Below are 26,216 nucleotides of genomic sequence, written 5' to 3'. Positions count from 1 at the left end.
GATGCCGCGCGCCGCCGCTCAGCCGGGCAGGCGCGGCGTCCGCGGCGGAGGAGTGCGCCGCGGCCCCGTCGCCTCGAACGCCGCGGCGAGGGCGAGGAGCCGCGCGTCGTCGTAGGCGCGACCGGCGAAGGTCAGTCCGACCGGCATGCCGATGTCGGGCAGCGTCCCCATCGGGACGGTGACGGTCGGGACGCCGCAGTGCCGGATGGCGAGATTGCCGGTGGCGACCCAGACGCCGTTCCGCCAGGCGATGTCGGCGGAGGCCGGGTTCACGTCGGCGTCCGCGGGGCCGATGTCGGTCATGGCGGGGAAGACGACGGCATCCAGGCCCTGCTCGTCCATCCACTGCTCGAGGTCCCGTCGCCGGGTCTCCTCGAGGCCGGCGAGCCCGTCCGCGAGGTGCGGGATGTCGGTCATCGCGGCCACCGGATGCCGCCGGACGTGCTCCGGGTACTCGGCGATGTCATCGTCGAACCCGTCGTAGCGGTCGGGCAGAGCCCCCGCCGGGTGCGGGAAGATCGCCGCGCCATCGACGCTGGTGAGGTCCGGGACGGCCGGGTCGCCGTTGGCTCGCAGGAAGTCGTCCCACGCCCACGCCGAGAGGTCGACGATCTCGCGCCGCAGGAACGCGGGGCTGACGAGGCCGCGCGTCGCGATGGTCGGGGCGCCCGGCCGGTCGGCCTCGTAGTTGCTGACGAGCGGGAAGTCGGTCTCGACCACCGTCGCCCCCGCGGCCTCGAGCGCCTCCCGCGCGCTGCGCCACAGCGCGAGCACGGAGGGACGCGGCTCGATGCGCCGTCCGGTCGGCCCGCCCACTCCGGCGGGGCCCGTCCCGGCCTCGTCATCGGTCCCGAGGAACATGCGCGGGATGCCGAGACGCACACCCTCGAGCGACGCCGAGGCGGTCAGCGCGGCGAACGACTTCGGCCGCACGGTCGAGGCGTCCGGGATCGCGATCCAGGGCTGCACGCGCCAGAAGTCGCCCCGGGTGTCGGGGTCGTCGGCGACGATGACGTCGAGCACCGCCAGCATGTCCGCCATGGAGCGGGTGTGCGGCACGACGACGTCCATCGTTGGGACCAGGGGCCAGTTCCCGCGGACGGAGATGACCCCGCGCGAGGGGGTGTAGGCGCAGAGGGCGTTGCAGGAGGCGGGGGCGCGTCCGCTGGACCAGGTCTCCTCCGCCAGCCCGAAGACGCCGAACGAGGCCGCGGTCGCGGTCCCCGAGCCGTTGGACGAGCCCGACGCGAACGCGGACGTCAGGTAGTCCGCGTTGTACGGGCTCTCGGCGCGCCCGTAGAGTCCGCGCTGCATGCCGCCGTTCGCCATCGGCGGCATGTTGGTCAGGCCGAGGCAGATCGCCCCAGCGGCCCGCAGCCGTTCGATGGTGAAGGCGTCGCGCTGCGCGACGAGGTCGGCGAAGGCGGGACTGCCGGCGGCGGCGGTCAGCCCCTCGACGAGGTAGCTGTCCTTGGCGGTGTACGGGATGCCGTCGAGCGGCCCCCGCGCCTCCCCCGCGGCCCGGCGTGCGTCCGACGCGGCCGCCTCGGCGAGCGCCGCCGGGTTGCGGACGACCACGGAGTTCAGCCGCGTGTCCGTGTCGGGGCCGTCGTACGCGTCGATGCGGGCGAGGTGCGCCTCGACGAGCTCGACGGCGGTGGTCCGGCCGGCCGCGAGCGCGGCGGAGAGGTCGGCGATGGATGCCTCGACCACATCGATCACGACGCCACCTCCGGCTGCTGCTGGGTGATGCAGTGGATGCCGCCGCCGCGGGCGAAAAGCTCCCGGGCATCGACGCTCACGACCCGTCGTCCGGGGTAGACGTCCGCGAGGACCTCCCGTGCCCGCCGGTCGGCGGCGTCCTCGCCGAACCCGCACGCGACGACCCCGCCGTTCACGACGAGGTGGTTGACGTAGCTCCAGTCGACGTCGCCCTCGGCGTCGCGCAGGGTGGCCGGCGCGGGCAGGTCACGCACGCGGAACGGTCGGCCGGCGGCATCCACCTGTCCTTCCAGGAACGTGCGGAGCTCGCGCGAGACGAGGTGGTCGGGGTGGTCGCGGTCCTGCTGATCATGGAGCAGGACGACCCCCGGCGACGGGATCGTGGCGACGATGTCGACGTGCCCGCTCGTGCCGAAGTCGCCGTAGTCCCGGGTGAGCCCGCGCGGCAGCCACACGGCGTGCGTCGCTCCGATCGTGCGCGCCATCTCGGCCTCGACCTGCGCCCGGGTCGCGCCGGGGTTCCGTCGCGGGTCCAGCTGGACGGTCTCGGTCAGCAGCACCGTGCCCTCCCCGTCGACATGGATGCCGCCTCCCTCGTTCACCAGGGCGGAGGGCACGAGCTCCGCGCCGGCGAGGTCGGCGACGATGCGGCCGAGTCCGGCCGACTTCTCCCACTGCGCCCAGTCGTGGTCGCCCCAGCCGTTGAAGGTCCAGTCGACCGCACCGAGGACGCCCGGACGCGCGGCGTCGAGGACGAAGGTGGGTCCGACGTCGCGCATCCAGAACTCGTCGACGGGCGCCTCCACGACCTCGATCGTCCCGGAGAGCATGCGCCGGGCGCGTGCGGTCTCGCTCGGGTCGACCACCATCGTCACGGGCTCGAACTCGGCGACCGCGTGCGCGACGGCGGTCCACGCGGCGTAGCCGGCCTCGCGTTCCGCGTCGGTCTCGCCGAGGGTGGGGCCCTCGCAGGGGAAGGCCATCCACGTGCGGGAATGGGGAGCCGTCTCGGACGGCATTCGCCAGGTCATGTCTCTCTGTTCCTTCGAAGCGATTCGGGGGGACGGTTCGGGGCGCCTTTTTTCTCCCGGGGCGTCATTCTCGCGGCCCGGGAGGAGGAACGCGCCCCGAACCGGGCGGGTACGTCAGGCCACCGGCTCGGCCGCGTAGACGGGACGCCCGCCCACCAGCGTGGTCACCACGCGGGCCGCCAGCAGCGACGCCGGATCGGCCGACGAGGACGGGTCGCGGTCGAGCACGACGATGTCGGCCGCGAACCCGGGGGCGATGCGACCGCGCCACTCCCCGTCGCCGACCGATGCGGCGGCGTCCCGCGTCGCGTGCCCCAGCGCGGCGGCGAGTGACAGCGCGTGCTGCGGGTGCACGGCGGGGACGGAGCGGTCCAGGGCGGAGGCGCGCGTCGTGGCGACGTACATGTTGGCCAGCGCCTCGTACGGCGCCGTCGGAGCATCGGTCGAGAACGCCAGCAGCGTCCCCGCCTCCTCGTACTCGGGCCACGGGAAGGCCCGCTCCACGCGCTCGTCGCCCAGCATCGCCGCCCAGTTGGCGAAGATCGCCGGGTCGGCGTGAACCGGCTGCATGGATGCCGTCACCCCGAGCCGCGCCATGCGCTCGGCGGTGCCGGGCGCCGCGTACTCCAGGTGCTCGATCCGATGCCGTCGGGCGATGTCGCCGTTGGCCGCGATCGCCTGCTCGATCGCCGTGAGGGCGCTGTCGCTGGCGGCGTCCCCGATCGCGTGCATCGCGATCTGCAGCCCCGCCGCGTCGGCCGCCGCCACGACGGGGGCGAGATCGGCGAGCGGCCAGATGGGCTCGGCGTTCGAGCCGTCGGCGTAGGGGGCGCCCATGGCGGCGGTGCACGCGTCGATGACCCCGTCGATGATGAGCTTGATCCCGACGACGCGCACGGCCTGCGGCGCGGGGCGACGCGCGAGCTCGACCACGCGGTCCAGCTGGGCGAGGTTGCGCTCGCGGTCGCCGGTGTTCTCGAGGAGCCAGTGCGCGGCGACGTGCAGCGGCAGGCCGCCGTGACGCTCCGCCGCGCGGTCGAAGGCGGCGAGACCGTGCTCGTCGAAGGCCATGTCGACGACCCCCGTGACCCCGGCGCGCCCATAGGCGTCGAGGACGCGGTCGACCGCCGCGTCGCGCTCCTCGTCGGTCATCGCGGCATCCCGCTGCCCCCACGCGTACTGCACGGCGGCGGTCTCGATGAGCAGACCGTCCGGCTCGCCGTCCGCGTCGCGGGAGATCGCGCCCCCGGCGGGGTCCGGGGTGTCGCGGGTGATGCCGAGCTCGGCCAGCGCGGCGCTGTTCACCCAGCAGGAGTGGTAGTCGTTGGCATCCAGATACACCGGCACGTCGGCGACCACCGCGTCGATCATGGCGGCGGTGGGCCGCCGGTCCGGGACGGAGTCGAAGAGCCAGCCGCGACCGCGCAGGACCGTCGCGTCGGGATCCGCCGCCCGCGCATCCCGCAGCGCCGCCTGGATGGCCTCGAGCGAGCGCGCCTCGGTGAGCGGGACCTGCCCGAGCGCCGCTCCCATCATCAGCAGGTGGGTGTGCGCGTCGGTGAACCCCGGCAGCGCGAGCCCGCCGGCCAGGTCGACGGTCTGGTCGGCATCCATCGCCCGCGCGGTCGCGCCGACCGCGACCACGACGCCGTCCTCGACGGCGACGGCGTCGGTCCACGGATCCTGCGGGTCGGCGGTGAAGACGCGCCCCCCGCGGTAGAGCACCCGGGTCATGCCGACACCTCCCGTGCCGCGCGCTCGAGCCGCCGGGACAGCAGGCCCACGATGGTGGCGGGCACGGCGAGGACGAAGCTCGCGATCCCGAGGACGAGGGTGAAGCCGGCGTAGCCGAGCAGGGCCACGAGCTGGGCGCCGATGACCGGGGTGAGGGCGGAGCCGACGAGGTAGACCGCGAGCAGCGGCCCGGACCAGCGTCCGTCGGCGTCGAGCGCGGCGGCCGTGGCGACGAAGTACATGAATGCGACGGCGTAGATGCTGTTCCAGACGATGAACACGACGATGAAGACCGTCGGGTCGGTGATGTACCCCTGGGCGATCTTGAGGACGCCTCCCGCGATCATCAGGACGAGGAGAGGGATGCCACGGCCCAAGCGGTCGCCGATCGCGACGAGGGCGATGGTCCCGATCAGACCGCCGGCCGTCGCCCCGCTGAGGGCGATGCCCAGCCCTTCGGGCGTGAGGGCCGCCTGGTCGGCGCCCATGACCCCGGCCATCGCCCACAGCGAGTCCTCGCTGACCGCCCACAGGGCGAAGACGACGAGCAGGACCATGCCGGCGACGGTCACCGTGCGGGACGGGACGGCGGCGGCGCGGACCGTGCCGGTGGGCGGCACCTCGATCGGCACCGCCTCGCCGACCGCGGCGGCCGCGTGCACGGTCGCCGCGGGCGTCGCGGGCAGCCAGGCCACCAGCACCAGAGCGACGAGGCTGCACAGGGCGAGCGTGCCGAAGACGTTGAGGGGCGCCAGTCCGATGAGCGGCACCACCGCGAGGATCACCGTGATCAGCGCGCGGTTGGCCAGGCCGTTCAGGCCGGCGACGCGGTCCGGGTTGCGGAACGCGGCGAGGGCGGCGCCGGACGCGGCGACCGCCCCTCCCGCGCCTGCCCCGCCGACGAGGAGGCCGGCCGGGATCAGCGCGGGGACGAGCGCGGCGACGCCGAAGCCGACGACGGCGAGCGCCAAGCCGATCCGCGCGACCGGGCGACGCCGTGCACCGGCGCACAGACGCGCGACGCCGAGACCGGTGAGCGCGGTGAGCAGGAGCGCGCCGGTGACGAGCCAGCTGGCGGCCTCGAGGTCCGAGCCGGTGCCCTCCTGCGCGGCGGCGATCATGTAGGGCGAGAGGTTCACGCCGAGGTAGCCCGCGATCCCGACGACGAACGTCGCGCTCGCGGTGGGGAGGCGCAGGGGGAGGCGGACGTCGGCGACGGGGGTCGCGGCGGCGCGGGTGGGAGCGGACACGTCGGATTCCTTCGAACGAGCCGGGCGAGCCGGCGAGCGGTGTGGGGCTCCGGTCGGGTCGTCGTCGATCGCGGCCGGTGGAGCCGAGGCTAGGGACCCGGTGTTTCCGTTCTCCCGCCCGTTCTGTTTCAGACACATTAAACGTTTAAGTGAGCTCCTGCGCAAGAGGCGACCGCCGCCCGCTCCGGTAACGTCGAGCGCGATGGCTGCCCGCAAGAAGACGCTGCACGACGTGGCCGCCGCGGCGGGCGTGTCGATCGCCGCGGCCTCCTTCGCCCTGCGGGACAAGGCCGGGGTGTCCGCCGAGACCCGCGAGCGGGTCCTCGCCGTCGCCCGCGAGCTGGGCTACGTCGTGAACGCCCCCGCGCGCAGCCTCCGTACCGCCCGGTACGGGGCGGTCGGCCTGCACCTCCCGTCCGGGGCGACCCGCCTCCCGTACTACACCGAGTTCGCCTTCGGGGTCGTGGATGCCGCCGACCGCCGCGGCCTGTCGGTGATCCTCCTGCCCCACCGCGACGACGACGCCGCACCGCCCACCGCATTCGTCGACGGCTTCATCGTCGTGGACGCCACCACGGAGGACCCGGGAGTCCGCGGCATCCTGGACGCCGATCGTCCCGTCGTCAGCGGCGAGCACGTGGTCGGGGGCGGTGACGAGGTGAGCGCGAGCGTCGTCGCCGATCACGCTTCCGCCACCCGGCGACTCCTGTCCCACCTCGGGGAGCAGGGCGCCACGCGCATCGGTGCGGTGCTGCCGCCCCCGGGCACGGCGTGGAGCGACGCCGTCACCGCCGTCGTCGACGCGCACGAGCCCCGCGTGGAGACGCGCGTCATCCCGTTCGTCCCGACGGCCGACGAGGTCGACGCCGCCGTCACGGACCTGATGGATGCCGCCCCCCTCGACGCGCTCGTGGTCGTCCCGAGCGGCTCCGCCGCGCCGGCCCTCGCCGCGGCGACACGTGCCGGTCGCACCGTAGGCGCCGACCTCCTCCTCGCCGCCTACGTCGACGAGCCCATGCACGCGCTGCTGAGCCCCGCCGTCACCTCGTTCGACCTCGAGCCGCGGGAGCTCGGCGCGGCCTGCCTGTCGCTGCTCGCCTCCCTGTGGGACGACGACGCCCCCGAGGCCCGCGTCGAGACCACCGAGCCGAGGCTGATCGTCCGCGCGAGCACGCAGCCCCGGCGCTGACGCCCGTTCTCAGAGCAGCAGAAAGCGGAACGGATGCCGCGACCCCGAGGCCGTGGCATCCGTTCTCACCCGTCGGAGACGTCAGGCGCCGCGCAGACGCTCCGCCAGGTAGGCGTGCAGACCATCGAGCGGGATACGCTCCTGGCCCATCGTGTCGCGGTCGCGGACCGTCACCGCGTTGTCGTCGAGCGAGTCGAAATCGATCGTGACGCAGAACGGGGTGCCGATCTCGTCCTGGCGGCGGTAGCGGCGGCCGATGGCGCCGGCGTCGTCGAAGTCGACGTTCCAGCCCGCGCTGCGCAGCGTGTCGGCGACCTCGCGCGCCAGCGGCGACAGACGCTCGTTGCGCGACAGGGGCAGCACGGCCGCCTTGACGGGGGCCAGACGCGGGTCGAGCTTGAGAACGGTGCGGGTGTCGGTGCCGCCCTTGGCGTTCGGCACCTCCTCCTCGCGGTAGGCGTCCACGAGGAAGGCCATCATGGCGCGCGTGAGACCGAAAGACGGCTCGATCACGTACGGCGTGTACTTCTCGCCCGAGGCCTGGTCGAAGAACGTCAGGCTCGTGCCCGAGGCGTCCGAGTGGCTCTTGAGGTCGTAGTCGGTGCGGTTGGCGACGCCCATCAGCTCGCCCCACTCCTTGCCCGGGAAGCCGAAGCGGTACTCGACGTCGATCGTGCCGGCCGAGTAGTGGGCGCGGTCGTCCTCGGGGACGTCGAAGCGCTTCATGTTCTCGGGATCGATGCCCAGGTCGACGAACCAGTCCCAGCACGCCTCCACCCAGTGCTCGAACCACTCGTTCGCCTCGGCGGGCGGGGTGAAGTACTCGATCTCCATCTGCTCGAACTCGCGCGTGCGGAAGATGAAGTTTCCGGGCGTGATCTCGTTCCGGAACGCCTTGCCCACCTGGCCGACGCCGAACGGGGGCTTGCGACGGGATGCCGTGAGCACGTTCGAGAAGTTGACGAAGATACCCTGCGCGGTCTCGGGACGGAGGAAGTACAGGCCCGACTCGTCGTCGACGACGCCGAGGTAGGTCTTGACCAGGCCCGAGAAGGACTTCGGCTCCGTGTACTGGCCCTTCGTGCCGCAGTTGGGGCACGGCACGTCGGCGAGCCCGTTCTCGGCCTTGCGGCCCTTGCGCGCCTCGAAGTCCTCGATGAGGTTGTCCGCGCGGAAGCGCTTGTGGCAGCTGAGGCACTCCACGAGCGGGTCGGTGAACGTCGCGACGTGGCCGGACGCCTCCCAGACGCGCTTGGGGAGGATGATGCTCGAGTCCAGGCCGACCATGTCGCCGCGCCCGCGGACGAAGGTCTGCCACCACTGCCGGCGGATGTTCTCCTTCAGCTCCGTGCCGAGGGGGCCGTAGTCCCAGGCCGACCGCGAACCGCCGTAGATCTCACCGGCCTGGAAGACGAAGCCGCGATGGCGGGCGAGGGAGATGACCTTGTCGAGGCGGGACTGTTCGGCCACGGTGGCTCCAATGGTCGGAAGAGGCGAAGGGATGCCGCGAACGCGGGAACTCCAGTTTACCGAGCCGCGCTGCGCCGTCCGGCGTCGCGCCTGCGGCGCCCGGTGGACGGCAGCCAGAGCCGTCAGCGGTTGACGTAGCCCATGTGGGTCTCGTTGTAGCGGTTCCCTCGCACGCCGACACGATCGGCGAGGGTGTTCAGATCGGCTACCTCGTCGGCGGACAAGGCGACAGCGCTCGCCGCAGCATTTTCCTCAATACGGGGGGTGCGCCGAGTACCGGGGATGGGCGCGATCCAGGGCTGCTGGGCGAGCAGCCAGGCCAGGGCGATCTGGCCGGGAGTGGCATCCTTCGACGCCGCGAGGATGGTGACGTGCTCGACGAGCGCGGCATTGGCTGCGCGGTTCTCGGCTGTGAAGCGCGGGATGGTGGAACGCACGTCGCCGTCGGCGAAGGAGGTCGACGGATCCACGTTTCCGGTGAGGAACCCTTTTCCCAGGGGGCTGAACGGCACCAGCCCGATGCCGAGCTCGGCAAGGGTCGGCAGCACCTCGGCTTCGGGATCGCGGGTCCACAGTGAGTACTCGCTCTGTAGGGCGGTGACCGGGAAGGTCGCGTGCGCGCGACGAATCGTGCCGGCGGATGCCTCGGAGAGTCCGAAATGGCGCACCTTCCCCGCCGCGACGAGTTCTGCAACGGTGCCGGCGACGTCGTCGATCGGTACCTCGGGGTCGACGCGGTGCTGATAGAACAGGTCGATCACGTCGGTACGAAGGCGCTTCAGCGAGGCGTCGGCAACAGCGCGGATCTGCTCGGGGCGGCTGTTCAGCCCCGCCATCTTGCCGTCCTGGATGTCCCAGCCGAACTTCGTCGCGAGAACGACCTGGTCGCGGACGGGCTGCAGTGCTTCGCCGACGAGTTCCTCGTTCACGTAGGGACCGTAGACCTCGGCGGTGTCGAAGAAGGTCACGCCCAGATCGACTGCGGAGCGCAGCACCGTGATCATGTCGTCGCGTGTGCCGGGGTTGGGGCCGTAGCTCTGCGACATTCCCATGCAGCCGAGTCCGATCGCCGAGACTTCGAGACCGTGTCCGAGTGTCCGCGTGTGCATGATCAATCCTTTCGCGCCGGGGCGGCGGCGGTCGTGGGTGGAGTGGATTCGGCGTCTTTGGTCGCCTGCCAGGCAGCGAGCAGCTGCATTCGCTCGTCGCTGGCCGAGCCCGGCTCGGCGACGTAGATGAGGAATGTCAGGCCGGGATGCTGCACGAACTGGAGATCTTCGTACGACAGTTCGAGATCACCCACGACAGGGTGGACGAAGCGCTTCGTGCCGGCACCGTGCTGGCGCACGTCATGCGCGCCCCAGCGGATGCGGAACTCGTCGCTGCGCGTGGAGAGCTCCCCGACGAGATCCTGCAGGCTGCGGTCGTGAGGGTCGCGACCTGCCTCTGTGCGCAGGATTCCGACGGTGATGTCGGCGGCCTTGTCCCAGTTCGGGTGGTAATCGCGGGCCCGGGGGTCCAGGAACGCGTACCGCGCGAGGTTGCCGTGGCCCGGAGGCTCGAGCACCTGCGTCTGCAACGCACGGCCCAGCGCGTTGGTGGCGAGGATGTCCATGCGGCCATTTCGCACCATCGCCGCTCCCCCGCCGATCGCATCCATCATGAGCTGGATGCCGGGGCGAACGGATGCCGGGGTAGTCCTTCGGCGGGCCCGCGCCGGGGCGCTCCCTGCGGCGCGCGCGAGATCGGCGAGATGCTCACGCTCGGCGTCGTTCAGCTGCAGCGCGTGCGCGACACCGTGCAGGACGGATTCGGAGGCGCCGGCGATCTGGCCCCGCTCGAGTTTCGCGTAGTACTCGATGCTGACCCCGGCGAGCGTGGCGACCTCGCTCCGCCGCAATCCCGGAACCCGCCGGTTGCGCCCGCCGGGCAACCCCACCTGCTCGGGTGTGAGCTTCCCGCGTCGGGAGGTCAGAAACTCCCGCACCTCTGCCCTGTTGTCCATGCCATCGACGCTACGCGCAGTGCTCTTGTCGTGGGGTGCCACGCGAGTACACGTCTCGACAGAGACTCCCTCAGGGCCGCGTATCGGAGTTGAGTGGGGCCGGATCACAGAAGGAGGACTCCTCATGAGCGATGAGCAGACGACCGGCTGGACCGGCGGGCAGAAGGCGTTCGGCGACTTCGCGCCGGGCCTCGTGCACTACACCGACAAGGTGCTCTTCGACGAGGTGTGGGAGCGCGAGGCGCTGTCCAAGCGCGATCGAAGTCTCGTGACGATCGCCGCTCTCACGGCAACAGGCAAGACCGACCAGCTCGCCTTCCACCTCGACTTTGCACGCCAGAACGGTGTCACCGAGGAAGAGGCGAAGGAAGCCCTCCTCCACCTTGCTTTCTATACCGGCTGGCCGAACGGCATGGCAGCCATGACCGTGCTCAAGAAGAGCGTCGAAGACCAGGGCGAGGACCGGAAGTGAGCAGACTCGACATCGATACGATCTTCCCGATCGGCGAGAAGAACGACGCTTTCGCTCAGTACTTCGTCGGACAGAGCTACCTCGCCCCGCTCGCCGACCTGGGGATGAGCGTCTCCAATGTGACGTTCGAACCTGGATGCCGCAACAACTGGCACGTCCATCGTGCGAGCTCGGGTGGCGGTCAGATCCTCTTGGCGACTGCCGGCAGCGGTTGGTACCAAGCCGAAGGACACGAGCCCGTCAGCCTCGAACCGGGCACCGTGGTGCAGGTCCCTGCCGGCACGAAGCACTGGCACGGCGCGAAGGCCGACTCATGGTTCACCCACATCGCGATCGCGGTGCCGGGCGAGGACACGACCAACGAGTGGCTGGAACCGGTCACCGACGATGAATACGCCGCCCTGAAGGCGAGCGGCGGCAGCGCGTGACCGTCCTCGACGACACCTGCACGCTGTCCAACTGACCCCGAGGAGATCTCCCATGCAGGGAACCATCATGTATGCCCCCGGCGACGTCCGCGTCGAGGAGCGACCCGATCCGACCATCGAGAAGTCGACCGACGCGGTCATCCGTCTCGCCGCGACCTGCGTGTGCGGATCCGACCTCTGGCCGTACCGGGGCGTCGAGCAGCCCCACCACCAGCCGATGGGCCACGAATACGTCGGCACCGTCGAGCAGATCGGCGACGACGTGCGCACCGTCCGCGTCGGAGACTTCGTCGTCGGGTCGTTCATGGCGTCCGACAACACGTGCGAGATCTGTCTCGACGGTTACCAGTCGCGGTGCGTGCGGGGGGAGTTCGCCGGAGCGGGTGGCGCCCAGTCCGAGATGCTGCGAGTCCCCCTTGCCGACGGCACGCTCGTGGCCACCCCAGGGACACCTGACGCCGACCTGGTCCCCTCGCTCCTCGCGGCATCCGACGTTCTCGGCACGGGGTGGTTCGGCGCCGTCGCCGCCGCGGTCGGCCCCGGCAAGACTGTCGCCGTCGTCGGCGACGGGGCGGTCGGTCTCCTCGGCATCCTTGCCGCCACGCAGCTCGGTGCCGAACGCATCATCGCCATGTCGCGTCACGCCTCACGCCAGCAGCTCGCCCGCGAGTTCGGTGCGACGGACATCGTCGAGGAGCGCGGCGACGAGGGTGTGGCACGCATCAAGGAACTCACTCACGGATACGGCGCGCACTCCGTCATCGAGGCCGTCGGAACCCAGGAGTCCATGCAGCAGGCGATCCGTGCCGCCCGACCCGGCGGTCACGTCGGTTACGTAGGCGTCTCGCACGGTGTCGAGCTGGCCGGTGAGGAGCTGTTCTTCTCCGGCGTGCATCTGCACGGCGGCCCCGCGCCGGTACGGCGGTTCCTCCCGGAGCTCATCGACCTCATATTCCGGCGTGAGATCGACCCCGGGAAGGTGTTCGACCTCACTCTGCCCCTCAGCGAAGCGGCCGAGGGATACCGGGCTATGGACGAGCGGCGAGCCATCAAGGTTCTGCTCCAGCCCTGACCGCGCGGCATCCGTCGCTCAGCGCGCGGCGGCCTCCGTCACGCAGGCCGCCGAGAACAGGGTGCCGAGGATGCCGTTCGGGTCCGCGAGCTCGGCTGCGGACACCCCCGACGACGCGCCGAGCGTGTAGGGCAGCAACAGCATCGTGTCGGCCACCGCGGTGGCATTTGTGCAGTTCATCTTGGGGAAGACGACCGGGATGTCGCTCGTCGCGCCCGGCTCGACCTCGATGTCGCCCCCGGCCGGACGACGGCCGTAGCCGGCGACCCGGTCGTCGGTGATGAGCATGCGACCGATCTCGAGGACCTTGTCGGCGCGGTTGACCAGACGCACATGCGCGGTGCCGGCGGCGACGTCGTCGGGGTACTGCACGAGCACCGCATCGACGCCCGGCGGCAGGACGGTGGCCGACGGGCCGGGCCGGGGCGCCCCCGAGCACGCGGTCAGCGCGAGGACGGCGAGCGACAGGATGCCGAGGGCTCGGACCCCGCGCGCACGCGCGGTCGAGAGCGGGGCGGCATCCGTCGATGACGCGGGACGGGCGAGTGACACGAGCGAAGGGTACCGAGGCCAGATTGCGAAAAGCTGGGGGTGGCGCAGGAGTTCATCAGGCGCTTCCCCCGCTGTCGTCTGACGCGTCGCCCGTCGAGAGGCCGGGGACCCTCAGCCCGACCCGCGCGCTGCTCCCGCGAGCAGGTAACGGGTGCTGGGGCGCCCGGCCGTGGCGTAGTCCATGGTCCGTTGCGCCGCCCCCTCCTCCGCGAGGTGCTCGAGGTAACGGCGACAGCTCACCCGCGACAGGCCGAGGTGGGCGGCCACCTCACCCGCCGTCCCGCCACCCAGACGGATGAGCGCGCCGCGCACCGTGTCGAGCGTCTCGCGGGTGAGCCCCTTCGGAAGGCTCCGCCGGGCCGTGGGACGCATGACGGCGTCGATGTCCGACTGGTCGAGCCGGTCGCCGGGCGCCGCGGTCGACCGCTCCGCGATGACGTCGGTGATCCGGTCGTGCAGCTCCTGCGCCGTGAACGGCTTCACCAGGTAGTGCCGGACTCCCATCATCCGGGCACTGCGGACGGTGTCCATGTCGCGCGCCGCGGTGACCGCGACCACCTCGGGCTGGGTAAGGGCCACCTCGGCGCGCACCGCGCGCAGCGCGTCGATGCCGGAGAAGCCGGGCAGGTGCACGTCCAGCAGGACGAGGTCCGGCGACAGCGACCGGATCGCGGCGAGCGCGTCCGGTCCCGACGCCGCGGTGCCGACCAGCTCGCAGTCGGGATGGGCGCTGACGAACATGCCGTGCAGTCGCGCGACGGCCGGAGCGTCGTCGACGACGAGGACGCGAAGGGTCGCGGCGCTCACGAGACCGTCTCCCGCACCGGCAGCCGCACGGTGAACCGCGCGCCGCCGAGGGACGAGCGGTCCAACGCGACCGACCCCCCGTGGCGCCGGCTGATCCGGCGGACGAGCGCGAGACCGACGCCGCGGGTGCGAGCACGCGGGTCCTTCGTGCTCACGCCCGCCTCGAACACGTGCGCCGCGAGGGCCGGATCGACGCCGGGCCCGCTGTCCTCCACGACCACCTCGATCGCCGTGGGCCCGGCGTGGACGGTGACGGCGAGCGCGTCCTCCGCTCCGCACGCATCGAAGGCGTTGTCGACGAGATTGCCCAGCAGGGTCACCATGTCGCCGGTGTACGCGCCCGGCACGACGCCGGTCGCCTCCACCGTCATCCGGATGCCGAGCTCCCGGGCCCGCGCCGACTTCGCCGACAGCAGCGCGGACAGCTCCGTCCCCAGGCGGTCGGCGGCCGGACCCAGGTCGAGCGCGCCGCCGGGCTGCATGCGCGCGATGAACTCCCGCGCATCGTCCCATGCCCCGAACTCCAGCAGCCCCGAGACGACGTGCATCGAGTTGGCGAACTCGTGCGCCTGCGCCCGCAGCCCCTCGGTGAGCGACTGCTGGCCGTCGGTCTCGCGGACGGCGTTGTGCAGCTCCGTGTGGTCGCGCAGCAGCAGCGTGCCGCCGACGGGTCGGCCGTCGTCGTCGTGCAGACCGGTGGCCCGCGCGATGAGCGGCCGCTCCCCGGCCAGGACCAGGCGCCCCTCGCGCTCGCCGCGGGTGAGCACGTCGAGGATCGGGCCCTCCAGCACGTCGCCCGCACGCTCTCCGACGAGCGGGCCGGCACCGAGCAGCTGGACGGCGGCGTCGTTGGCGCTGGCGATCACGCCGTCGCGATCGATGCGGAGGACGCCCTCGCTCAGTCGGTGCAGCATCGTCTCGCGCTCGGCGACGAGCTCGGCGATCTGCTCGGGCTCGAGTCCCAGGATCCGTCGACGGATGAGAGAGGTGACGGCGGCCGCCCCGAAGACGCCGACGACGGCGGAGCCGCCGAGCGCGAGCAGCAGCCACGGGAGCCGCGACTGCACCTGCGCGGCGAGCTCCGACTCGAGCACCCCCACGGACACCGACCCGATGATGCGGCCCTCGTCCCCCGCGCCGACGTACAGCGGCACCTTCACGCGGTAGGACTCCCCCAGCGTCCCCGTCTCCGTCCCCGACCACACCTCGCCCGACAGCGGCGCTGACGGGTCGGTCGAGACGGCCTCGCCGATGCGATCCGGATTGGGGTGGGAGTACCGGATGCCGTCGGCGTCGGTGACCACGACGTAGGTCAGCTCGGACGCCTCGCGCAGCACCTCCGCGAGCGGCTGGATCACCTCGCTGGGCTCATCGGTGTCGAACGCCTCGGCGATCGTGGGCAGGCGGCTGATGGAGAAGGCGACGCCGACCATGCGGTCGCGGTAGGAGTCCCGGATGGACCGCTCCTGCAGCGTGACGGCCACGACCCCGGCGATGACGATGACGACGCAGACGATGGCGGCTTGCAGCAGCAACAGCTGCCATCTCAGCGACATCGCTCGGGGCACGGGCCCATTCTCCCCCGGTCGGGCGCATTTCCCCAGGCCGGCCGGGACCAATAGTTACCGAACTGCCTGTTAGTTGCGCAACCGCGACAGGCCGGGGCCGGGTCCCTAACGTCTGAGCATCTGCACGCCGGGCGACGATGCTCCGGCGGAACTCGAAGGAGAGTCCCATGCGTACGCGTTTCGCTGTCATCGCCCTGGCCGGTGTGGCCGCCCTGTCCCTCGCCGGCTGCAACCCCCAGGGTGCGGCCATGGGCGGCGGCGGGGATGCCGCGTCGGACGAGGCCGCCGCCGTCGACGCCGTCAACATCATCGTGCCCGCCGACCCGGGCGGCGGCTGGGACCAGACCGGCCGCGCCGTCTCGACCGTCCTCACCGACGGCGACATGGTGGGCACGGCGGCGGTCAGCAACATCGGCGGCGCCGGCGGCACGGTGGGTCTCGCCAGCCTCGCGAACGAGCGCGACCCCTTCACCCTCATGGTGACGGGTCTCGTCATGGTCGGCGCCGTGGAGACCAACGCCGCCGAGAACCGCATCGAGGACACCACCCCGATCGCCCGCCTGACCGAGGAGCCCCTCGTCGTGGTGGTGCCGGCGAGCAGCGAGTACGAGACGCTTCAGGACCTCGTCGACGCGGTCGTCGCGGACGGCCAGGCCGTCACCATCACGGGCGGCTCCGCGGGCGGCGCCGACCACATCCTCGCCGGGCTCCTCTTGGAGGAGGCCGGCCTGGACGGGGCCGGGATCACCGAGAAGCTCAACTACATCCCCAACGCCGGCGGCGGCGAGGCCGTGTCGCTGCTCCTCGGCAACAACGCCGCGGCGGGCATCTCCGGCGTCGGCGAGTTCGCCGAGTACGTCGAGTCGGGCGACCTCCGCGCGCTCGCGGTGTCCAGCGACGAGGCCGCGCAGCTCCTGCCGGAGGTGCCCACGATGATCGACGAGGGCTTCGACATCACCTACACCAACTGGCGTGGGCTCCTCGCTCCCGGGGACATCAGCGAGGCCGACGCGGCCGGCCTGATCGACCTCGTGACCCGCATGCGCGAGACCGAAGGCTGGCAGGACGCCCTCGAGACGAACGGCTGGACGGACGCCTTCCTCACCGGCGACGAGTTCACCTCCTTCCTCGACGAGAACATCACCGAGGTCTCGGGGACGCTGCAGAACATCGGGCTGATCTCATGACAAGCCCCACGACCGACCGGGCCGCGGCGTCGCCGCGGTCCGGCTGGGGCGCCGACCGCACCGGCAACCTCGTCTTCGCGGCGTTCATCGTCGCGCTCGGCGTCTTCGCCTTCGTCGGGGCCCTGACGATCCGCACCCCTGCCGGCCAGGTCATCGGCCCGCAGGTGTTCCCCTTCCTCGTGTCGGCCATCCTGCTGGCATCCGGTGTCTCGCTCGTCGTCGCGGCCCTGCGCGGAAAGATCGCCGCCGCGGACGCGGGCGAGGACATCGATCCGAATGCCAAGACCGACTGGTGGACGATCCTCAAGCTCGTCGGCCTCGTGGTCGCGGTCATCGTGCTCCTGGAGATCCTCGGATGGTGGGTGGTCGCCGCCCTGCTGTTCGGCGGCGTCGCCTGGACCCTTGGGGCGAAGCGCCCCTGGGTGGCCTTCCTCGTCGGGCTCGCACTCGGCATCCTGACCCAGCTGCTGTTCGGCGAGGGTCTGGGTCTGTCGCTCCCCCGCGGCATGGCCTTCGACTGGTGGTACGGCCCCGGACCCCTGTTCGGCTGATCGGAAGAAACCATGGACGCTTTCTCCTCCCTGATGGCGGGCTTCGCCACGGCGATGCAGCCCGAATACCTCCTCTTCGCCTTCCTCGGCGTGCTCGTGGGCACCGCGGTGGGCGTGCTCCCGGGCATCGGACCGGCGATGACCGTCGCCCTCCTCCTCCCTCTCACCTACTCGCTCTCGCCGACGGCGGCGATCATCACCTTCGCCGGCATCTACTACGGCGGCATGTACGGCGGTTCGACCACCAGCATCCTGCTGAACACCCCGGGCGAGTCGGCATCCGTCATCACCGCCATCGAGGGCAACAAGATGGCCAAGCTCGGACGCGGCGCGGCCGCGCTCGCGACCGCGGCCATCGGCTCGTTCGTGGCCGGGACCATCGCGACGGCCCTGCTCACCCTGTTCGCCCCGCTCATCGCCCGGTTCGCGGTCAACCTGTCGCCGGCCGACTTCGTGGCGTTGATCGTGGTCGCCTTCATCACGGTGGGCGCGCTGCTCGGGTCCTCCCCCGCGCGTGGCCTGGCCTCGCTCGGCATCGGCCTGCTCATCGGCCTCATCGGCACCGAGGTCACGACCGGTCAGGCCCGCTACACCCTGGGCGTGCTCGCCCTGTCGGACGGCATCAGCGTCGTCCTCGTCGCCGTCGGCCTGTTCGCCGTCGGTGAGGCGTTCTACGTCGCCGCGCGCCTGCGGCACGGGCCGATCCCCGTCATCCCGGTGACCCGCGGGTGGCGGAACTGGATGACGCGCGAGGACTGGAAGCGCTCGTGGAAGCCGTGGCTGCGCGGGACGTTCATCGGCTTCCCCGTCGGCACCATCCCCGCCGGCGGCGCCGACGTCGCGACGTTCCTGTCGTATGCGAGCGAGAAGAGCCTGTCGAAGAACAAGAGCCAGTTCGGACGCGGGGCGATCGAGGGCGTCGCCGGCCCCGAGGCGGCCAACAACGCCGCCGCAGCCGGTGTGCTCGTGCCGTTGCTCACGCTGGGCCTGCCGACCACCGCGACCGCGGCGATCATCATCACGGCGTTCCAGTCGTACGGCATCCAGCCCGGTCCGCAGCTGTTCCAGAACCAGGGCGACCTGGTGTGGGCGCTGATCGCGAGCCTCTACATCGGCAACGTCCTGCTGCTGGTGCTGAACCTCCCGCTGGCGGGCATCTGGGTGAAGCTGCTGCAGATCCCTCGGCCGTACCTCTACGCCGGCATCCTGACCTTCGCGGTCCTGGGGGCGTACGCGGTCAGCTTCTCGACGCTCGACATCGCCATCCTCCTCGTCGTCGGGGCGCTCGGGTACTTCCTGCGCCGCTTCGGCTTCCCGATCGCCCCTCTCATCGTCGGCCTCATCCTGGGGCCGATGGGAGAGCAGCAGCTCCGAAAGGCGCTCCAGCTCAGCCAGGGGAACCTGCTCGACCTGGTGCTCCACCCGTTCGCCGCGACCGCGTACATCGTCCTGGCGGTCCTGCTGGTCCTGGGCCTGTGGCTCAAGCGCCGCCAGAACAGCTACGAGCGCGCCCTGGAGGCCTCCCTCGCGGCCGACGAGGGCCACCCGCAGGCGGCGGTCGACCGCCTGTGGGAGCCGGGCGAGCGTCCGACCGACGTGCGCACGGACACGATCCGCGCCGAGCTGGCCGCCGAGGCGGCCGAGCGGGCGGCGTCCTCCGACCCCGGCCGCCCTCCCCGGAAGGACTGACCCCTGCCGTGACTTGTCGCAGATGTACGCCGGGGACTGCTCCCCGCGTACATCTGCGGCATGTCACGGCGTTGAGGACGACGATGAGAAGGGCGGGCGTATAACGCGCGGTCGGCACGGTGACAAGGCCGACGGCGGCATCCCGGCGTCCGCGTACCGTCGCACGCATGAGCGACGACTTCACTCCCCGGCACGCCATCGTCACCGGCTCCGACTCGGGCATCGGCGCGGCCACGGCCCTCGCCCTCGCCGACGCCGGTCTCGACGTCGCCGTCACGTACCACAGCGACGAGGACGGGGCCGAGGAGACGGCCGCCGCGGTCCGGGCCCGCGGCTCCCGCGCGATCGTCGCCCAGTTCGACGCGACCGACTTCGACAGCGTGCCCGGCGCGATCGACGCGATGGCCGAGGAGCTGGGCGGGCTCGACGTCTTCGTCAACAACGCCGGCGGCGGCGCGGGCGGCCCGTTCCTCGACCTCGACCTCGACGCCTGGCGCACCGACATCGCCCTCAACCTCGACGGCGCCTTCCTCGCCCTGCACACCGCGGCGAAGCGCATGGTCGCCGCCGGACGCGGTGGCCGTCTCATCGCCGTCTCGAGCGTCCACGAGCACCAGCCCCGCGTCGGGTCCGCGGCGTACGTCGCCGCGAAGCACGGCCTCGGCGGTCTCATCAAGACGATGGCCCTCGAGCTCGGCTCCCACGCCATCACGGCGAACGCGGTCGCCCCGGGCGAGATCGCCACGCCGATCAACGACATGGATGCCGACGACGCCGACAAGGTGCACCGTCCCGGCATCCCGCTGGGCCGACCCGGCAAGCCGGACGAGATCGCCGACGTCATCGCCTTCCTCGCCTCCCCCGCCGGTTCGTACGTGACGGGCGCGAGCTGGGTCGTCGACGGCGGAATGCTGCACATGGGCCCGCAGGCGGGCTCACACATGGAGTCGGACGCCTGGCGTTCGGCCGGACAGTGAGGTCGAGATGAGCGACGAGAAGAGCTTCGAAGAGAACCGGCGCGACCAGCTCACGAGCGCCCCGAAGGCGACCGAGGAGGACGCGGCACCGCGCTTCGACGTCACCGAGCACGACGGCGTGACGCGGATCGATGTGCGCGACGACGCCGCCGTTCGTCCCGGTCCCGGGCCCGGCGACCCCGCCGCCGAGAAGGACGTCCCGGTCACCGAGCCGTAGAAGCGGGCGAATTCCGGGACCCGGCGTCATGATCGCCGGTCTCGCTCGTCTTCCCCTTGAGGCCACCGTTCTCCGTGAACGGGGCGGAAGGGGATGCCATGTCCAACGGAGAACCGTCCGGGTTCCAGCCGCTGCCCGCTGATCGCGTCGACGGCTTCGTGCGCCTGTCGGCGCCGCACATCCTGCGCGTGGCGGGCCGCACCATCCCGGCGGATCTGCTCGGCGGGCTTCTGCCGTTCGAGCGAACGGACCGCGGGCGGCAATGGCGGAGTGTGCTCCCGCCGCTGCGGCGCCAGCTGCTGCCGCTGCGCGCCGACGCGGCGAACGCGCGGAGGGCAGCGCGCCGGGCAGCCATCGGGTCCGTCGACCCGACCGCGTCGGACGTCGACCTCGTCGCCGCCCACTACCCCGGCATCCATCGTCACCTCCTCGCCGTCCGCCGGACGCTCACCGGGGCACCGGAGGTCGGTCTCGTCGTGGTCGAGAGCGTGCGCCTGTCGGTGGTCATCTCGACCCTCGGTGCGACGGACCGTCGGCCCGACGGTCGCCACTGCCGACTCGTGCGCATCGACGAGCACCTTCGCACGCCCGCGCGCTCACGACCGGCGCCGACAGAATCCCGGCTCGATCTCCTCGTGAGCGCGTATCTGGACGCTCGACGGTCCGGCCGGTGACCCGAGGATCAGCCCGCCGGTGAGCCCGCCGCCGGCGTGCAGACGATCACGGGCGTGCCGGGCTGCCAGAGGAACGGGTCGGTGAGACGGCACACCGGCAGGAGCGGCGCCGGCGACGGGGTGGGCGAGGACGTCGGTGGCGACGGAGCCGGCACCGGCGCGGGCGTCGGAGATGGCGACGGCGACGGAGCCGGGGCGGGCGTCGGAGACGGCGACGGCAACGGCGACGGAGCCGGAGCCGGCGTGGGCGTTGGAGACGGGGTCGGTGTCGGGGACGGCGTGGGCGCCGGAGACGGAATCGGCGTCGGGGACGGGGTCCGTGTCGGCACGGGCGACGGGGGCGCCGTCGGAGACGGGGAGGGCGTCACCGATGCGGTCGGTACGGGCGACGGCGGAGGGGCGGGCGCCGGCGACTGCTCGGCATCCGGGACCGGGGAGGGCGGCTCGGACGGCGATCGATCCGCGGCTTCCGTCGCGGACCGGGAGGGTTCGGAGGCGGGAACGGCGCCCGCCCCCTGCTCCCGACCCTCCTCGCGGATGTCACCGGCCGACGGCGCCACGGCATCCGACCCTCCTGGGTCCGCCGGCGGTGCTTCCGGCGCCTCCCCGGCATCCGGCACGAGCCCGTCTGCGGGATCCGGCGTGCGCACCTCGTCGGCCGTCGGGGGCGCCGTCGGAGCCGCGGGGGTCGTCGCGTCCACGGGCGGGGAGGTCGGGAGGGCGACCACCTGATCTCGGACGTCCGGTGCCGCCGTGTCGACCGTCGACGTCATGACCGCCGCGAACACGACGGTTCCGCCGAGGACCGTCGCCAGCGCGGCTCCCCCGACGGCGGCACGGACCGACGGCATCCGTCCTCTGTCCCGCCCGCGCGGCGCCGCCACGGCTCCCGTGGTGAGGGCGGCGCGGTAGGCGGTCCAGGCCGCGTAGCCGGGGGCTGCCGACCCCAGGACGAGGGCGAGCAGCACGACCGCGATGCGCCGCGTCTCGCGTTCCGCCTCCGCGAAGGCCCTCCGGCAGTCCTCGCACACGTCGAGGTGGTCCTCGACGAGGCGCCGGGACGACGAGGCCAGAGCCCCGCGCCAGTACCGGCCCGCGCGTTCCACGACCCACCGGTGCTCCGCCGCGAGATCCGCCGACCGGAGGTGCGCCTGGATCCACCCCTGACGCAGTCCCTCCCGCGCGCGCAGGGCGAGGGCCGCGACCGCGTTCGGCTTCATGCCGAGCAGCGGCCCGATCTCGGCCGGACGCATCCGCTCGATCTCGCTGTACCAGAGCACCTCCTGCCACCGGCCGGGGAGGGACCGGAAGGCCTGCGAGGCCAGCGAACGGTCGTCCGCGAGGGCGGATGCGAAGTCGGCGGAGCTGTCGTCCCGGGGCTCGAAGCGGGTGTCGAGAGACGCCTCGGACGGCCGGCGGCTCCACTCGACGGCGATGTTGCGCGCGGCGGCGAGGGCGTACGGGCGGAAGGCCCCCCTCGGGCCGTTGCCGCGGTCGATCGCCGCCAGGGTGCGCGAGAACGTCTCGCCGGTGACGTCGTCCGCGTCGAAGGACGTGAAGAGGGATGCCGCGGCTCTCACGGCCTCGGCGTGACGTGACCACAGGTGCGCGTACGCGGAACGATCGCCCGCTCGCACGCGCTCGAGCAGCTCCCGGTCGGACGGGACGGCGCCGCGCACCCTCATCGGCACGCGCACCTGTGGACGCACCAGCCGGGTGGGGTGCGACCGGCGGGGGCATACCGCCACCGGTCGCACCGAGGAGGCCCCCCGGTCTCCTCGTTCTCCGTCGCGCGGGTCATACCCGTTGTCCTGCGCGTCGGATCCTCACCGTCCGGCCACCGCGAAGGGGTTCCGCGGACGGGAGCTGTTCGTGGTCTGACTGATCACCCGTCCATCCCGCCACACGATCCGCCCTCTGCGCCACCGAACCCAGCGTTTTTCATCACCCACATCACCCGCTCGCGCGTGTGAGCGCTAACGCCCGAACGCTCCCTTCATGGGTCACAATCAAGGCGAGGGTGATTTTTCGGGTGAGTTTCGTGCGGCGAAGCTGTGGATTCCAGGCACCGGACTTCACTGAAACGGACGAGGAACATCACCTTTTCGGCTCGCAGGGAGGTATTCGATGCACTCCGTCTCGTCCCTTGAAGACGCCCTCTCCCGCCGCGCGTGGGACGAGGTGAACGACATCTTCGACGCGCATTTCCTCCGCCTCCTGCTGCTGGATCCCGCCCTCGTCGACCGGGCTCTGGACGCCCTGCCCGAGGAGTGGTTCGCCGAACACCCTCGGCACGGCATGTCCCGCGCTCTCGCCCGGTCGGCCCGAGACGCCGACGGCCTCGTCCAGCAGGCGGCGCAGCGACGCTTCCTCGCATGGGTCGAGTCGCAGGACCACCCCGAGCTCCGCGACCTCCTCGGCGTCGAGGCGGCCCGCATCCGCGACTCCATCGCCCACGGCTGGTACGAGCAGGCGTCCGGTATCGCCGACGTGATGCTCGAGCTCATCCGGTCGGCTCAGACGGTCAGCAGCGAGTACAGCGACGTGCTGCCCGCGACGTACGTGCGCTGCGGCACCGCGAAGCTGCTGGCCGGCGACATCGAGGCATCCACCGCCTGCTACGCGGAGGCCCTCCGCTGGGCGCGCACGGGCGGCGGGCACCCCTACGCCAGGTACGCACGCGAGCACCTCGCGCTCGTCCATGCGCTCGAGGAGCGCTACGCGGACGCCGCGGCCCTGATCGAGGGACCCTTCGCGCGGAGCCCGACCGACACGGTGGCCCGCCGTCTCGAGGCCCCCGGCCTGCTCGCCCGCGTCCTGCTCGCCCTGTCCGATCTCGACACCGACGAGGCCAACCGCCTCCTCGACCTGGTGGACGACGGGATCCGCGCGAGCGAGTTCGGGTGGGTCGCGCTGCACGCCGGCGCCACCTCCGCGATCTTCGCCGGGGAGGCCTGGGACGCGATCCACAGCATCACCTCCGAGATCGTCGCGAGCGCGGAGCGCCACGGCCCCGGATCCCTCTCGGGTGCGACGCTCCGCGCGGACCTCGCGAGCCTGTACCAGGCGGTCGGCGACCTCCGCGCCGCCGAGCGCACGATGCTCACCCCGGGCCTGCTGCGCCGGCACAGCGGCGTCGTCACCTCGCTCGCCCGGCAGGCGCTGCTGCGGGGGCGTCCCGAGCAGGCCCTCAACGTCATGCTCGCGGGCGAGTCAGCCCGGCGCGAGCACATCCCCACCCGGCATCTGCCCTCGGGCGCGGTGGTCTTCGCGTCCGCCGAGCTGGCGGCATCCGGAGCCCTCTCCGAGAACACCCTGCGGCTGGCCGCGTCGTCCGTGGCGCACCACCGCGCCTTCAGCGCCCTCGCGCAGGCGACGCCCGAGCTGCGCGAGGAGCTCCTGCCGCTCGTCGGCACGAGTGCCGCCGAGGTGCCCCGGCCGTGGGAGTACCTCCCGCGCATCAAGCTGACGCGGCGGGAGCGGGAGATGCTGGACGCGCTGGAGACCCACGCGACCCTGTCGGAGGTGGCATCCGCCCTGCACGTCTCGATCAACACCGCCAAGACGCACGTGCGGGCGCTCTACCGCAAGCTCGGCGCGCACTCCCGCGACGAGGCGCTGTGGCTGGGCAAGGAGTGACCGGCGCCGGTGTCAGCGCGCGGTGAGGCTGTCGATCAGCGACTCGACGCGGACGCGGATGTCGTCGCGGATGGCGCGGACCGCCGCGAGGTCCTGTCCGGCCGGGTCGTCCAGCTCCCAGTCCTCGTAGCGCTTGCCCGGGAAGATGGGGCACGCGTCGCCGCATCCCATGGTGATGACGGCGTCGGAGGTCTTCACCGCGTCGACGGTGAGGATCTTCGGCTGGTTGGCCGAGATGTCGATGCCCTCCTCGGCCATGGCGGCGATGGCCATCGGGTTGATCGTGTCCTTGGGCGCCGACCCCGCGGAGAGGACGTCGATGCGGTCGCCCGCGAGGTGCTGCAGGTAGCCGGCGGCCATCTGGGAACGGCCGGCGTTGTGGACGCACACGAAAAGCACGGTGGGGCGGGTCATCGATTCTCCTTCGGGATCCCTCGAACGCTAGGCGACGCAGGTGAACGGCTGCTGGCCGTCGTCACCGGGGCAGGACGCCGCCGACGTGGCGGATCGTCCGGCCGCGCTCGACGACGATGCCGACCGCCCCGACGACCCAGAGCGGGACCTGCGTGAGGAAGGCGATGCGGAACGCGTCCAGCGAGTAGGTCTCCGGCGTGCCGGCGCCCTGCACGTCCATCGCGACGCCGATGAAGAGGATCGCCAGAAGCGCGGCCAGGAAGCCGCCGCCGTTCACGATGCCCGTCGCCGTGCTGAGGCGATGACTGGGCGTGAAGGTGCGCGCGTGGTCGAACGCGATCATCGAGGCCGGGCCACCGGTCGACAGCGCGAACATGAGCACGATGAGGAGCCACACCGGCGCCTGACCCGGCCACGCCGCGACCGCGATCCAGGCGAGGGCCTGGAAGACCACCGTGGGGAGGACGAGCCACCGGGAGCGGCGCTGCGGATGCCGGCTGGACAGGGCGCCGATGACCGGCCCGCAGACGATGCCGAAGAGGACGAGGGTGGTCATCACGAGAGACGCGGTCGCGGGGGCCAAGCCCTCGCCGGCCGTGAGGAACGGGAACCCCCACAGCAGCATGAACGCCGTCCCCGCGAAGGGCGTGGTGAAGTGCGACCAGAAGCCGAGGCGCGTCCCGGGGTGCGCCCACGTCTCGCGGAACCCCCGGCGCAGGTCCGCGGAGGAGGTGACGACGCGGATGGCACCGGTCTGGGTGTCGACGGACGTGTCGACCGGGTCGTCGCGCCGCTCGGGTGGACGGTTGCGGATGATCGCGAAGGTCAGGACGGCGAAGAGCACCCCGAGCCCCGCGACGCTGCCGAAGGTCACGCTCCACGTCGTCGCGTGCAGAAGCGCCGCCAGGGGAACGACCGCCACGATCTGGCCGAGCTGGCCGATGATGCCGGTCAGCTGCACGAGGATCGGCGCCCGCTGCGCGGGGAACCACGTCGCGATGACGCGCAGGACGCTGGGGAAGATCATCGCGTCGCCGGCGCCGATGAGGACACGGGCCAGGATGCCGATGCCCACGGCGTCCGCGAAGGCCATCACGAGCTGCCCGAGGGCCATCAGGACCATCCCGATGGCGATCATCGGGCGGGCACCGAACCGGTCGAGCAGCAGCCCCACCGGGATCTGCATCGCGCCGTAGACGAACAGCTGGATCACGGCGAACATCGACAGCGCCGAGGCGTCCGCGCCGAAGCGCACCGCGGCGTCCACGCCCACCGCCGACAGCGACGTGCGGTTCACGATCGAGACGACGTACGCCAGCACGCCGACGATCCACAGGGTCCAGGTGCGCCACCCCGGCCGGTCGAGGCGCAGGGTGCCGGTCACGCTTCTCCTGAGGACGAGGGGAGGGATGCCTCGAGCGAGGCGCCCCTCCAGGCTATCGGCGCCCCGACGCGGTGGGGGCGGCCGCTGCGCGCAGCGGACGCCGGCACGGACCGGCGGCCGCGCCGCCCGGACGGAGCCGGGAGGGGTGGCATCCCGAGCCCCGACACGACGCGGGACGTGGTCG

Annotated in this window: 24 protein-coding genes; 11 read left to right on the top strand and 13 right to left on the bottom strand. The window is 72.1% G+C overall.

Features of this window, described 5'->3' with window-relative positions; genetic code table 11:
- Positions 1-18: 18 nt before the first annotated feature.
- The 4 genes from MRBLMI1_RS06340 to MRBLMI1_RS06325 all read right to left on the bottom strand — a co-directional run bounded on the left by MRBLMI1_RS06340 (position 19) and on the right by MRBLMI1_RS06325 (position 5,737).
- Positions 19-1,722, bottom strand: coding sequence for an amidase (locus tag MRBLMI1_RS06340; RefSeq protein ID WP_367728431.1), 1,704 nt, complete (start codon positions 1,720-1,722; stop codon positions 19-21).
- Positions 1,719-2,753, bottom strand: a complete 1,035-nt coding sequence (locus tag MRBLMI1_RS06335; RefSeq protein WP_367728429.1) for an agmatine deiminase family protein — start codon at positions 2,751-2,753, stop codon at positions 1,719-1,721. Before MRBLMI1_RS06335 ends, MRBLMI1_RS06340 begins: the two co-directional genes overlap by 4 nt.
- A gap of 114 nt (positions 2,754-2,867) precedes the next feature.
- Complete coding sequence (locus MRBLMI1_RS06330; protein WP_367728427.1) at positions 2,868-4,487, bottom strand: amidohydrolase; 1,620 nt, start codon at positions 4,485-4,487, stop codon at positions 2,868-2,870.
- On the bottom strand, positions 4,484-5,737 hold the full coding sequence (locus MRBLMI1_RS06325; RefSeq protein ID WP_367728424.1) for an MFS transporter: 1,254 nt from the start codon (positions 5,735-5,737) through the stop codon (positions 4,484-4,486). Before MRBLMI1_RS06325 ends, MRBLMI1_RS06330 begins: the two co-directional genes overlap by 4 nt.
- A 202-nt stretch (positions 5,738-5,939) precedes the next feature.
- Here MRBLMI1_RS06325 and MRBLMI1_RS06320 point away from each other — a divergent pair, with 202 nt between their 5' ends.
- Positions 5,940-6,926 carry a LacI family DNA-binding transcriptional regulator gene (locus tag MRBLMI1_RS06320; RefSeq protein ID WP_367728420.1) on the top strand — a complete coding sequence of 329 codons (987 nt, stop codon included), beginning with the start codon at positions 5,940-5,942 and terminating at the stop codon, positions 6,924-6,926.
- An 81-nt stretch (positions 6,927-7,007) separates the two neighbouring features.
- Here MRBLMI1_RS06320 and MRBLMI1_RS06315 read toward each other — a convergent pair whose 3' ends face one another.
- From MRBLMI1_RS06315 to MRBLMI1_RS06305, 3 genes are all read right to left on the bottom strand, one after another.
- A complete protein-coding gene (locus MRBLMI1_RS06315) occupies positions 7,008-8,396 on the bottom strand; it encodes a glycine--tRNA ligase (RefSeq protein WP_367728418.1) in 1,389 nt (462 codons plus the stop codon).
- 122 nt (positions 8,397-8,518) lie between these two features.
- Positions 8,519-9,505, bottom strand: coding sequence for an aldo/keto reductase (locus tag MRBLMI1_RS06310; RefSeq protein ID WP_367728416.1), 987 nt, complete (start codon positions 9,503-9,505; stop codon positions 8,519-8,521).
- A gap of 2 nt (positions 9,506-9,507) precedes the next feature.
- A complete protein-coding gene (locus MRBLMI1_RS06305; RefSeq protein WP_367728414.1) occupies positions 9,508-10,401 on the bottom strand; it encodes a helix-turn-helix transcriptional regulator in 894 nt (297 codons plus the stop codon).
- A 124-nt stretch (positions 10,402-10,525) separates the two neighbouring features.
- On the opposite strand from MRBLMI1_RS06305, the gene MRBLMI1_RS06300 reads away from it, so the two are divergent.
- The 3 genes from MRBLMI1_RS06300 to MRBLMI1_RS06290 are packed head-to-tail and all read left to right on the top strand — an operon-like array spanning position 10,526 to position 12,373.
- Positions 10,526-10,873, top strand: coding sequence for a carboxymuconolactone decarboxylase family protein (locus tag MRBLMI1_RS06300; protein ID WP_367728406.1), 348 nt, complete (start codon positions 10,526-10,528; stop codon positions 10,871-10,873).
- Positions 10,870-11,301, top strand: a complete 432-nt coding sequence (locus MRBLMI1_RS06295; protein WP_367728404.1) for a cupin domain-containing protein — start codon at positions 10,870-10,872, stop codon at positions 11,299-11,301. Before MRBLMI1_RS06300 ends, MRBLMI1_RS06295 begins: the two co-directional genes overlap by 4 nt.
- Positions 11,302-11,353: 52 nt before the next feature.
- Positions 11,354-12,373: a zinc-dependent alcohol dehydrogenase family protein gene (locus MRBLMI1_RS06290; RefSeq protein ID WP_367728402.1), complete on the top strand. Its 1,020-nt coding sequence runs from the start codon at positions 11,354-11,356 to the stop codon at positions 12,371-12,373.
- Between the two features lie 18 nt (positions 12,374-12,391).
- On the opposite strand, the gene MRBLMI1_RS06285 is transcribed toward MRBLMI1_RS06290, so the two are convergent.
- From MRBLMI1_RS06285 to MRBLMI1_RS06275, 3 genes are all read right to left on the bottom strand, one after another.
- Positions 12,392-12,925: a hypothetical protein gene (locus MRBLMI1_RS06285; RefSeq protein ID WP_367728400.1), complete on the bottom strand. Its 534-nt coding sequence runs from the start codon at positions 12,923-12,925 to the stop codon at positions 12,392-12,394.
- A gap of 111 nt (positions 12,926-13,036) precedes the next feature.
- Entirely contained in the window at positions 13,037-13,732 is a 696-nt protein-coding gene (locus MRBLMI1_RS06280) for a response regulator (RefSeq protein WP_367728398.1), read from the bottom strand.
- Positions 13,729-15,300 (bottom strand): ATP-binding protein, encoded by a 1,572-nt coding sequence (locus tag MRBLMI1_RS06275; protein ID WP_367728397.1) that lies wholly within the window; start codon positions 15,298-15,300, stop codon positions 13,729-13,731. The genes MRBLMI1_RS06280 and MRBLMI1_RS06275 overlap by 4 nt, the downstream gene beginning before the upstream one ends.
- 167 nt (positions 15,301-15,467) lie before the next feature.
- Here MRBLMI1_RS06275 and MRBLMI1_RS06270 point away from each other — a divergent pair, with 167 nt between their 5' ends.
- From MRBLMI1_RS06270 to MRBLMI1_RS06245, 6 genes are all read left to right on the top strand, one after another.
- Positions 15,468-16,487, top strand: coding sequence for a Bug family tripartite tricarboxylate transporter substrate binding protein (locus tag MRBLMI1_RS06270; RefSeq protein ID WP_367728395.1), 1,020 nt, complete (start codon positions 15,468-15,470; stop codon positions 16,485-16,487).
- Positions 16,484-17,038, top strand: coding sequence for a tripartite tricarboxylate transporter TctB family protein (locus MRBLMI1_RS06265; protein ID WP_367728393.1), 555 nt, complete (start codon positions 16,484-16,486; stop codon positions 17,036-17,038). Before MRBLMI1_RS06270 ends, MRBLMI1_RS06265 begins: the two co-directional genes overlap by 4 nt.
- A gap of 12 nt (positions 17,039-17,050) precedes the next feature.
- A complete protein-coding gene (locus tag MRBLMI1_RS06260; RefSeq protein ID WP_367728392.1) occupies positions 17,051-18,727 on the top strand; it encodes a tripartite tricarboxylate transporter permease in 1,677 nt (558 codons plus the stop codon).
- Positions 18,728-18,894: 167 nt separating this feature from the next.
- A complete protein-coding gene (locus MRBLMI1_RS06255; RefSeq protein WP_367728390.1) occupies positions 18,895-19,704 on the top strand; it encodes an SDR family oxidoreductase in 810 nt (269 codons plus the stop codon).
- A 7-nt stretch (positions 19,705-19,711) separates the two neighbouring features.
- On the top strand, positions 19,712-19,921 hold the full coding sequence (locus MRBLMI1_RS06250; RefSeq protein WP_367728388.1) for a multidrug transporter: 210 nt from the start codon (positions 19,712-19,714) through the stop codon (positions 19,919-19,921).
- 98 nt (positions 19,922-20,019) lie between these two features.
- Positions 20,020-20,595 (top strand): hypothetical protein, encoded by a 576-nt coding sequence (locus MRBLMI1_RS06245; protein ID WP_367728387.1) that lies wholly within the window; start codon positions 20,020-20,022, stop codon positions 20,593-20,595.
- Between the two features lie 8 nt (positions 20,596-20,603).
- On the opposite strand, the gene MRBLMI1_RS06240 is transcribed toward MRBLMI1_RS06245, so the two are convergent.
- Positions 20,604-22,280, bottom strand: coding sequence for a sigma-70 family RNA polymerase sigma factor (locus MRBLMI1_RS06240; RefSeq protein ID WP_367728385.1), 1,677 nt, complete (start codon positions 22,278-22,280; stop codon positions 20,604-20,606).
- A 442-nt stretch (positions 22,281-22,722) separates the two neighbouring features.
- On the opposite strand from MRBLMI1_RS06240, the gene MRBLMI1_RS06235 reads away from it, so the two are divergent.
- A complete protein-coding gene (locus MRBLMI1_RS06235; RefSeq protein ID WP_367728384.1) occupies positions 22,723-24,234 on the top strand; it encodes a LuxR C-terminal-related transcriptional regulator in 1,512 nt (503 codons plus the stop codon).
- 12 nt (positions 24,235-24,246) lie between these two features.
- Here the strand turns inward: MRBLMI1_RS06235 and MRBLMI1_RS06230 are convergent, their stop codons facing one another.
- Positions 24,247-24,648 carry an arsenate reductase ArsC gene (locus tag MRBLMI1_RS06230; protein ID WP_367728382.1) on the bottom strand — a complete coding sequence of 134 codons (402 nt, stop codon included), beginning with the start codon at positions 24,646-24,648 and terminating at the stop codon, positions 24,247-24,249.
- A gap of 61 nt (positions 24,649-24,709) precedes the next feature.
- A complete protein-coding gene (locus tag MRBLMI1_RS06225; protein ID WP_367728380.1) occupies positions 24,710-26,032 on the bottom strand; it encodes an MFS transporter in 1,323 nt (440 codons plus the stop codon).
- Between the last annotated feature and the right edge of the window lie 184 nt (positions 26,033-26,216).

Origin of the sequence: Microbacterium sp. LMI1-1-1.1 (assembly GCF_040815675.1) — a bacterium.
GTDB lineage: Bacteria > Actinomycetota > Actinomycetes > Actinomycetales > Microbacteriaceae > Microbacterium.
The sequence above is the reverse complement of the archived record's forward strand: the minus strand, read 5'-3'. Positions and strand labels throughout refer to the sequence as shown.

What these genes read in the sequence shown, in the direction of transcription:
- MRBLMI1_RS06245 (WP_367728387.1), top strand. Translation starts at nt 20,020, where the DNA reads ATGTCCAACGGAGAACCGTCCGGGTTCCAGCCGCTGCCCGCTGATCGC.
- MRBLMI1_RS06235 (WP_367728384.1), top strand. Translation starts at nt 22,723, where the DNA reads ATGCACTCCGTCTCGTCCCTTGAAGACGCCCTCTCCCGCCGCGCGTGG.
- MRBLMI1_RS06305 (WP_367728414.1), bottom strand. Translation starts at nt 10,401, where the DNA reads ATGGACAACAGGGCAGAGGTGCGGGAGTTTCTGACCTCCCGACGCGGG.
- MRBLMI1_RS06240 (WP_367728385.1), bottom strand. Translation starts at nt 22,280, where the DNA reads ATGAGGGTGCGCGGCGCCGTCCCGTCCGACCGGGAGCTGCTCGAGCGC.
- MRBLMI1_RS06255 (WP_367728390.1), top strand. Translation starts at nt 18,895, where the DNA reads ATGAGCGACGACTTCACTCCCCGGCACGCCATCGTCACCGGCTCCGAC.
- MRBLMI1_RS06290 (WP_367728402.1), top strand. Translation starts at nt 11,354, where the DNA reads ATGCAGGGAACCATCATGTATGCCCCCGGCGACGTCCGCGTCGAGGAG.
- MRBLMI1_RS06260 (WP_367728392.1), top strand. Translation starts at nt 17,051, where the DNA reads ATGGACGCTTTCTCCTCCCTGATGGCGGGCTTCGCCACGGCGATGCAG.
- MRBLMI1_RS06250 (WP_367728388.1), top strand. Translation starts at nt 19,712, where the DNA reads ATGAGCGACGAGAAGAGCTTCGAAGAGAACCGGCGCGACCAGCTCACG.
- MRBLMI1_RS06270 (WP_367728395.1), top strand. Translation starts at nt 15,468, where the DNA reads ATGCGTACGCGTTTCGCTGTCATCGCCCTGGCCGGTGTGGCCGCCCTG.
- MRBLMI1_RS06310 (WP_367728416.1), bottom strand. Translation starts at nt 9,505, where the DNA reads ATGCACACGCGGACACTCGGACACGGTCTCGAAGTCTCGGCGATCGGA.
- MRBLMI1_RS06265 (WP_367728393.1), top strand. Translation starts at nt 16,484, where the DNA reads ATGACAAGCCCCACGACCGACCGGGCCGCGGCGTCGCCGCGGTCCGGC.
- MRBLMI1_RS06320 (WP_367728420.1), top strand. Translation starts at nt 5,940, where the DNA reads ATGGCTGCCCGCAAGAAGACGCTGCACGACGTGGCCGCCGCGGCGGGC.
- MRBLMI1_RS06330 (WP_367728427.1), bottom strand. Translation starts at nt 4,487, where the DNA reads ATGACCCGGGTGCTCTACCGCGGGGGGCGCGTCTTCACCGCCGACCCG.
- MRBLMI1_RS06335 (WP_367728429.1), bottom strand. Translation starts at nt 2,753, where the DNA reads ATGACCTGGCGAATGCCGTCCGAGACGGCTCCCCATTCCCGCACGTGG.
- MRBLMI1_RS06230 (WP_367728382.1), bottom strand. Translation starts at nt 24,648, where the DNA reads ATGACCCGCCCCACCGTGCTTTTCGTGTGCGTCCACAACGCCGGCCGT.
- MRBLMI1_RS06300 (WP_367728406.1), top strand. Translation starts at nt 10,526, where the DNA reads ATGAGCGATGAGCAGACGACCGGCTGGACCGGCGGGCAGAAGGCGTTC.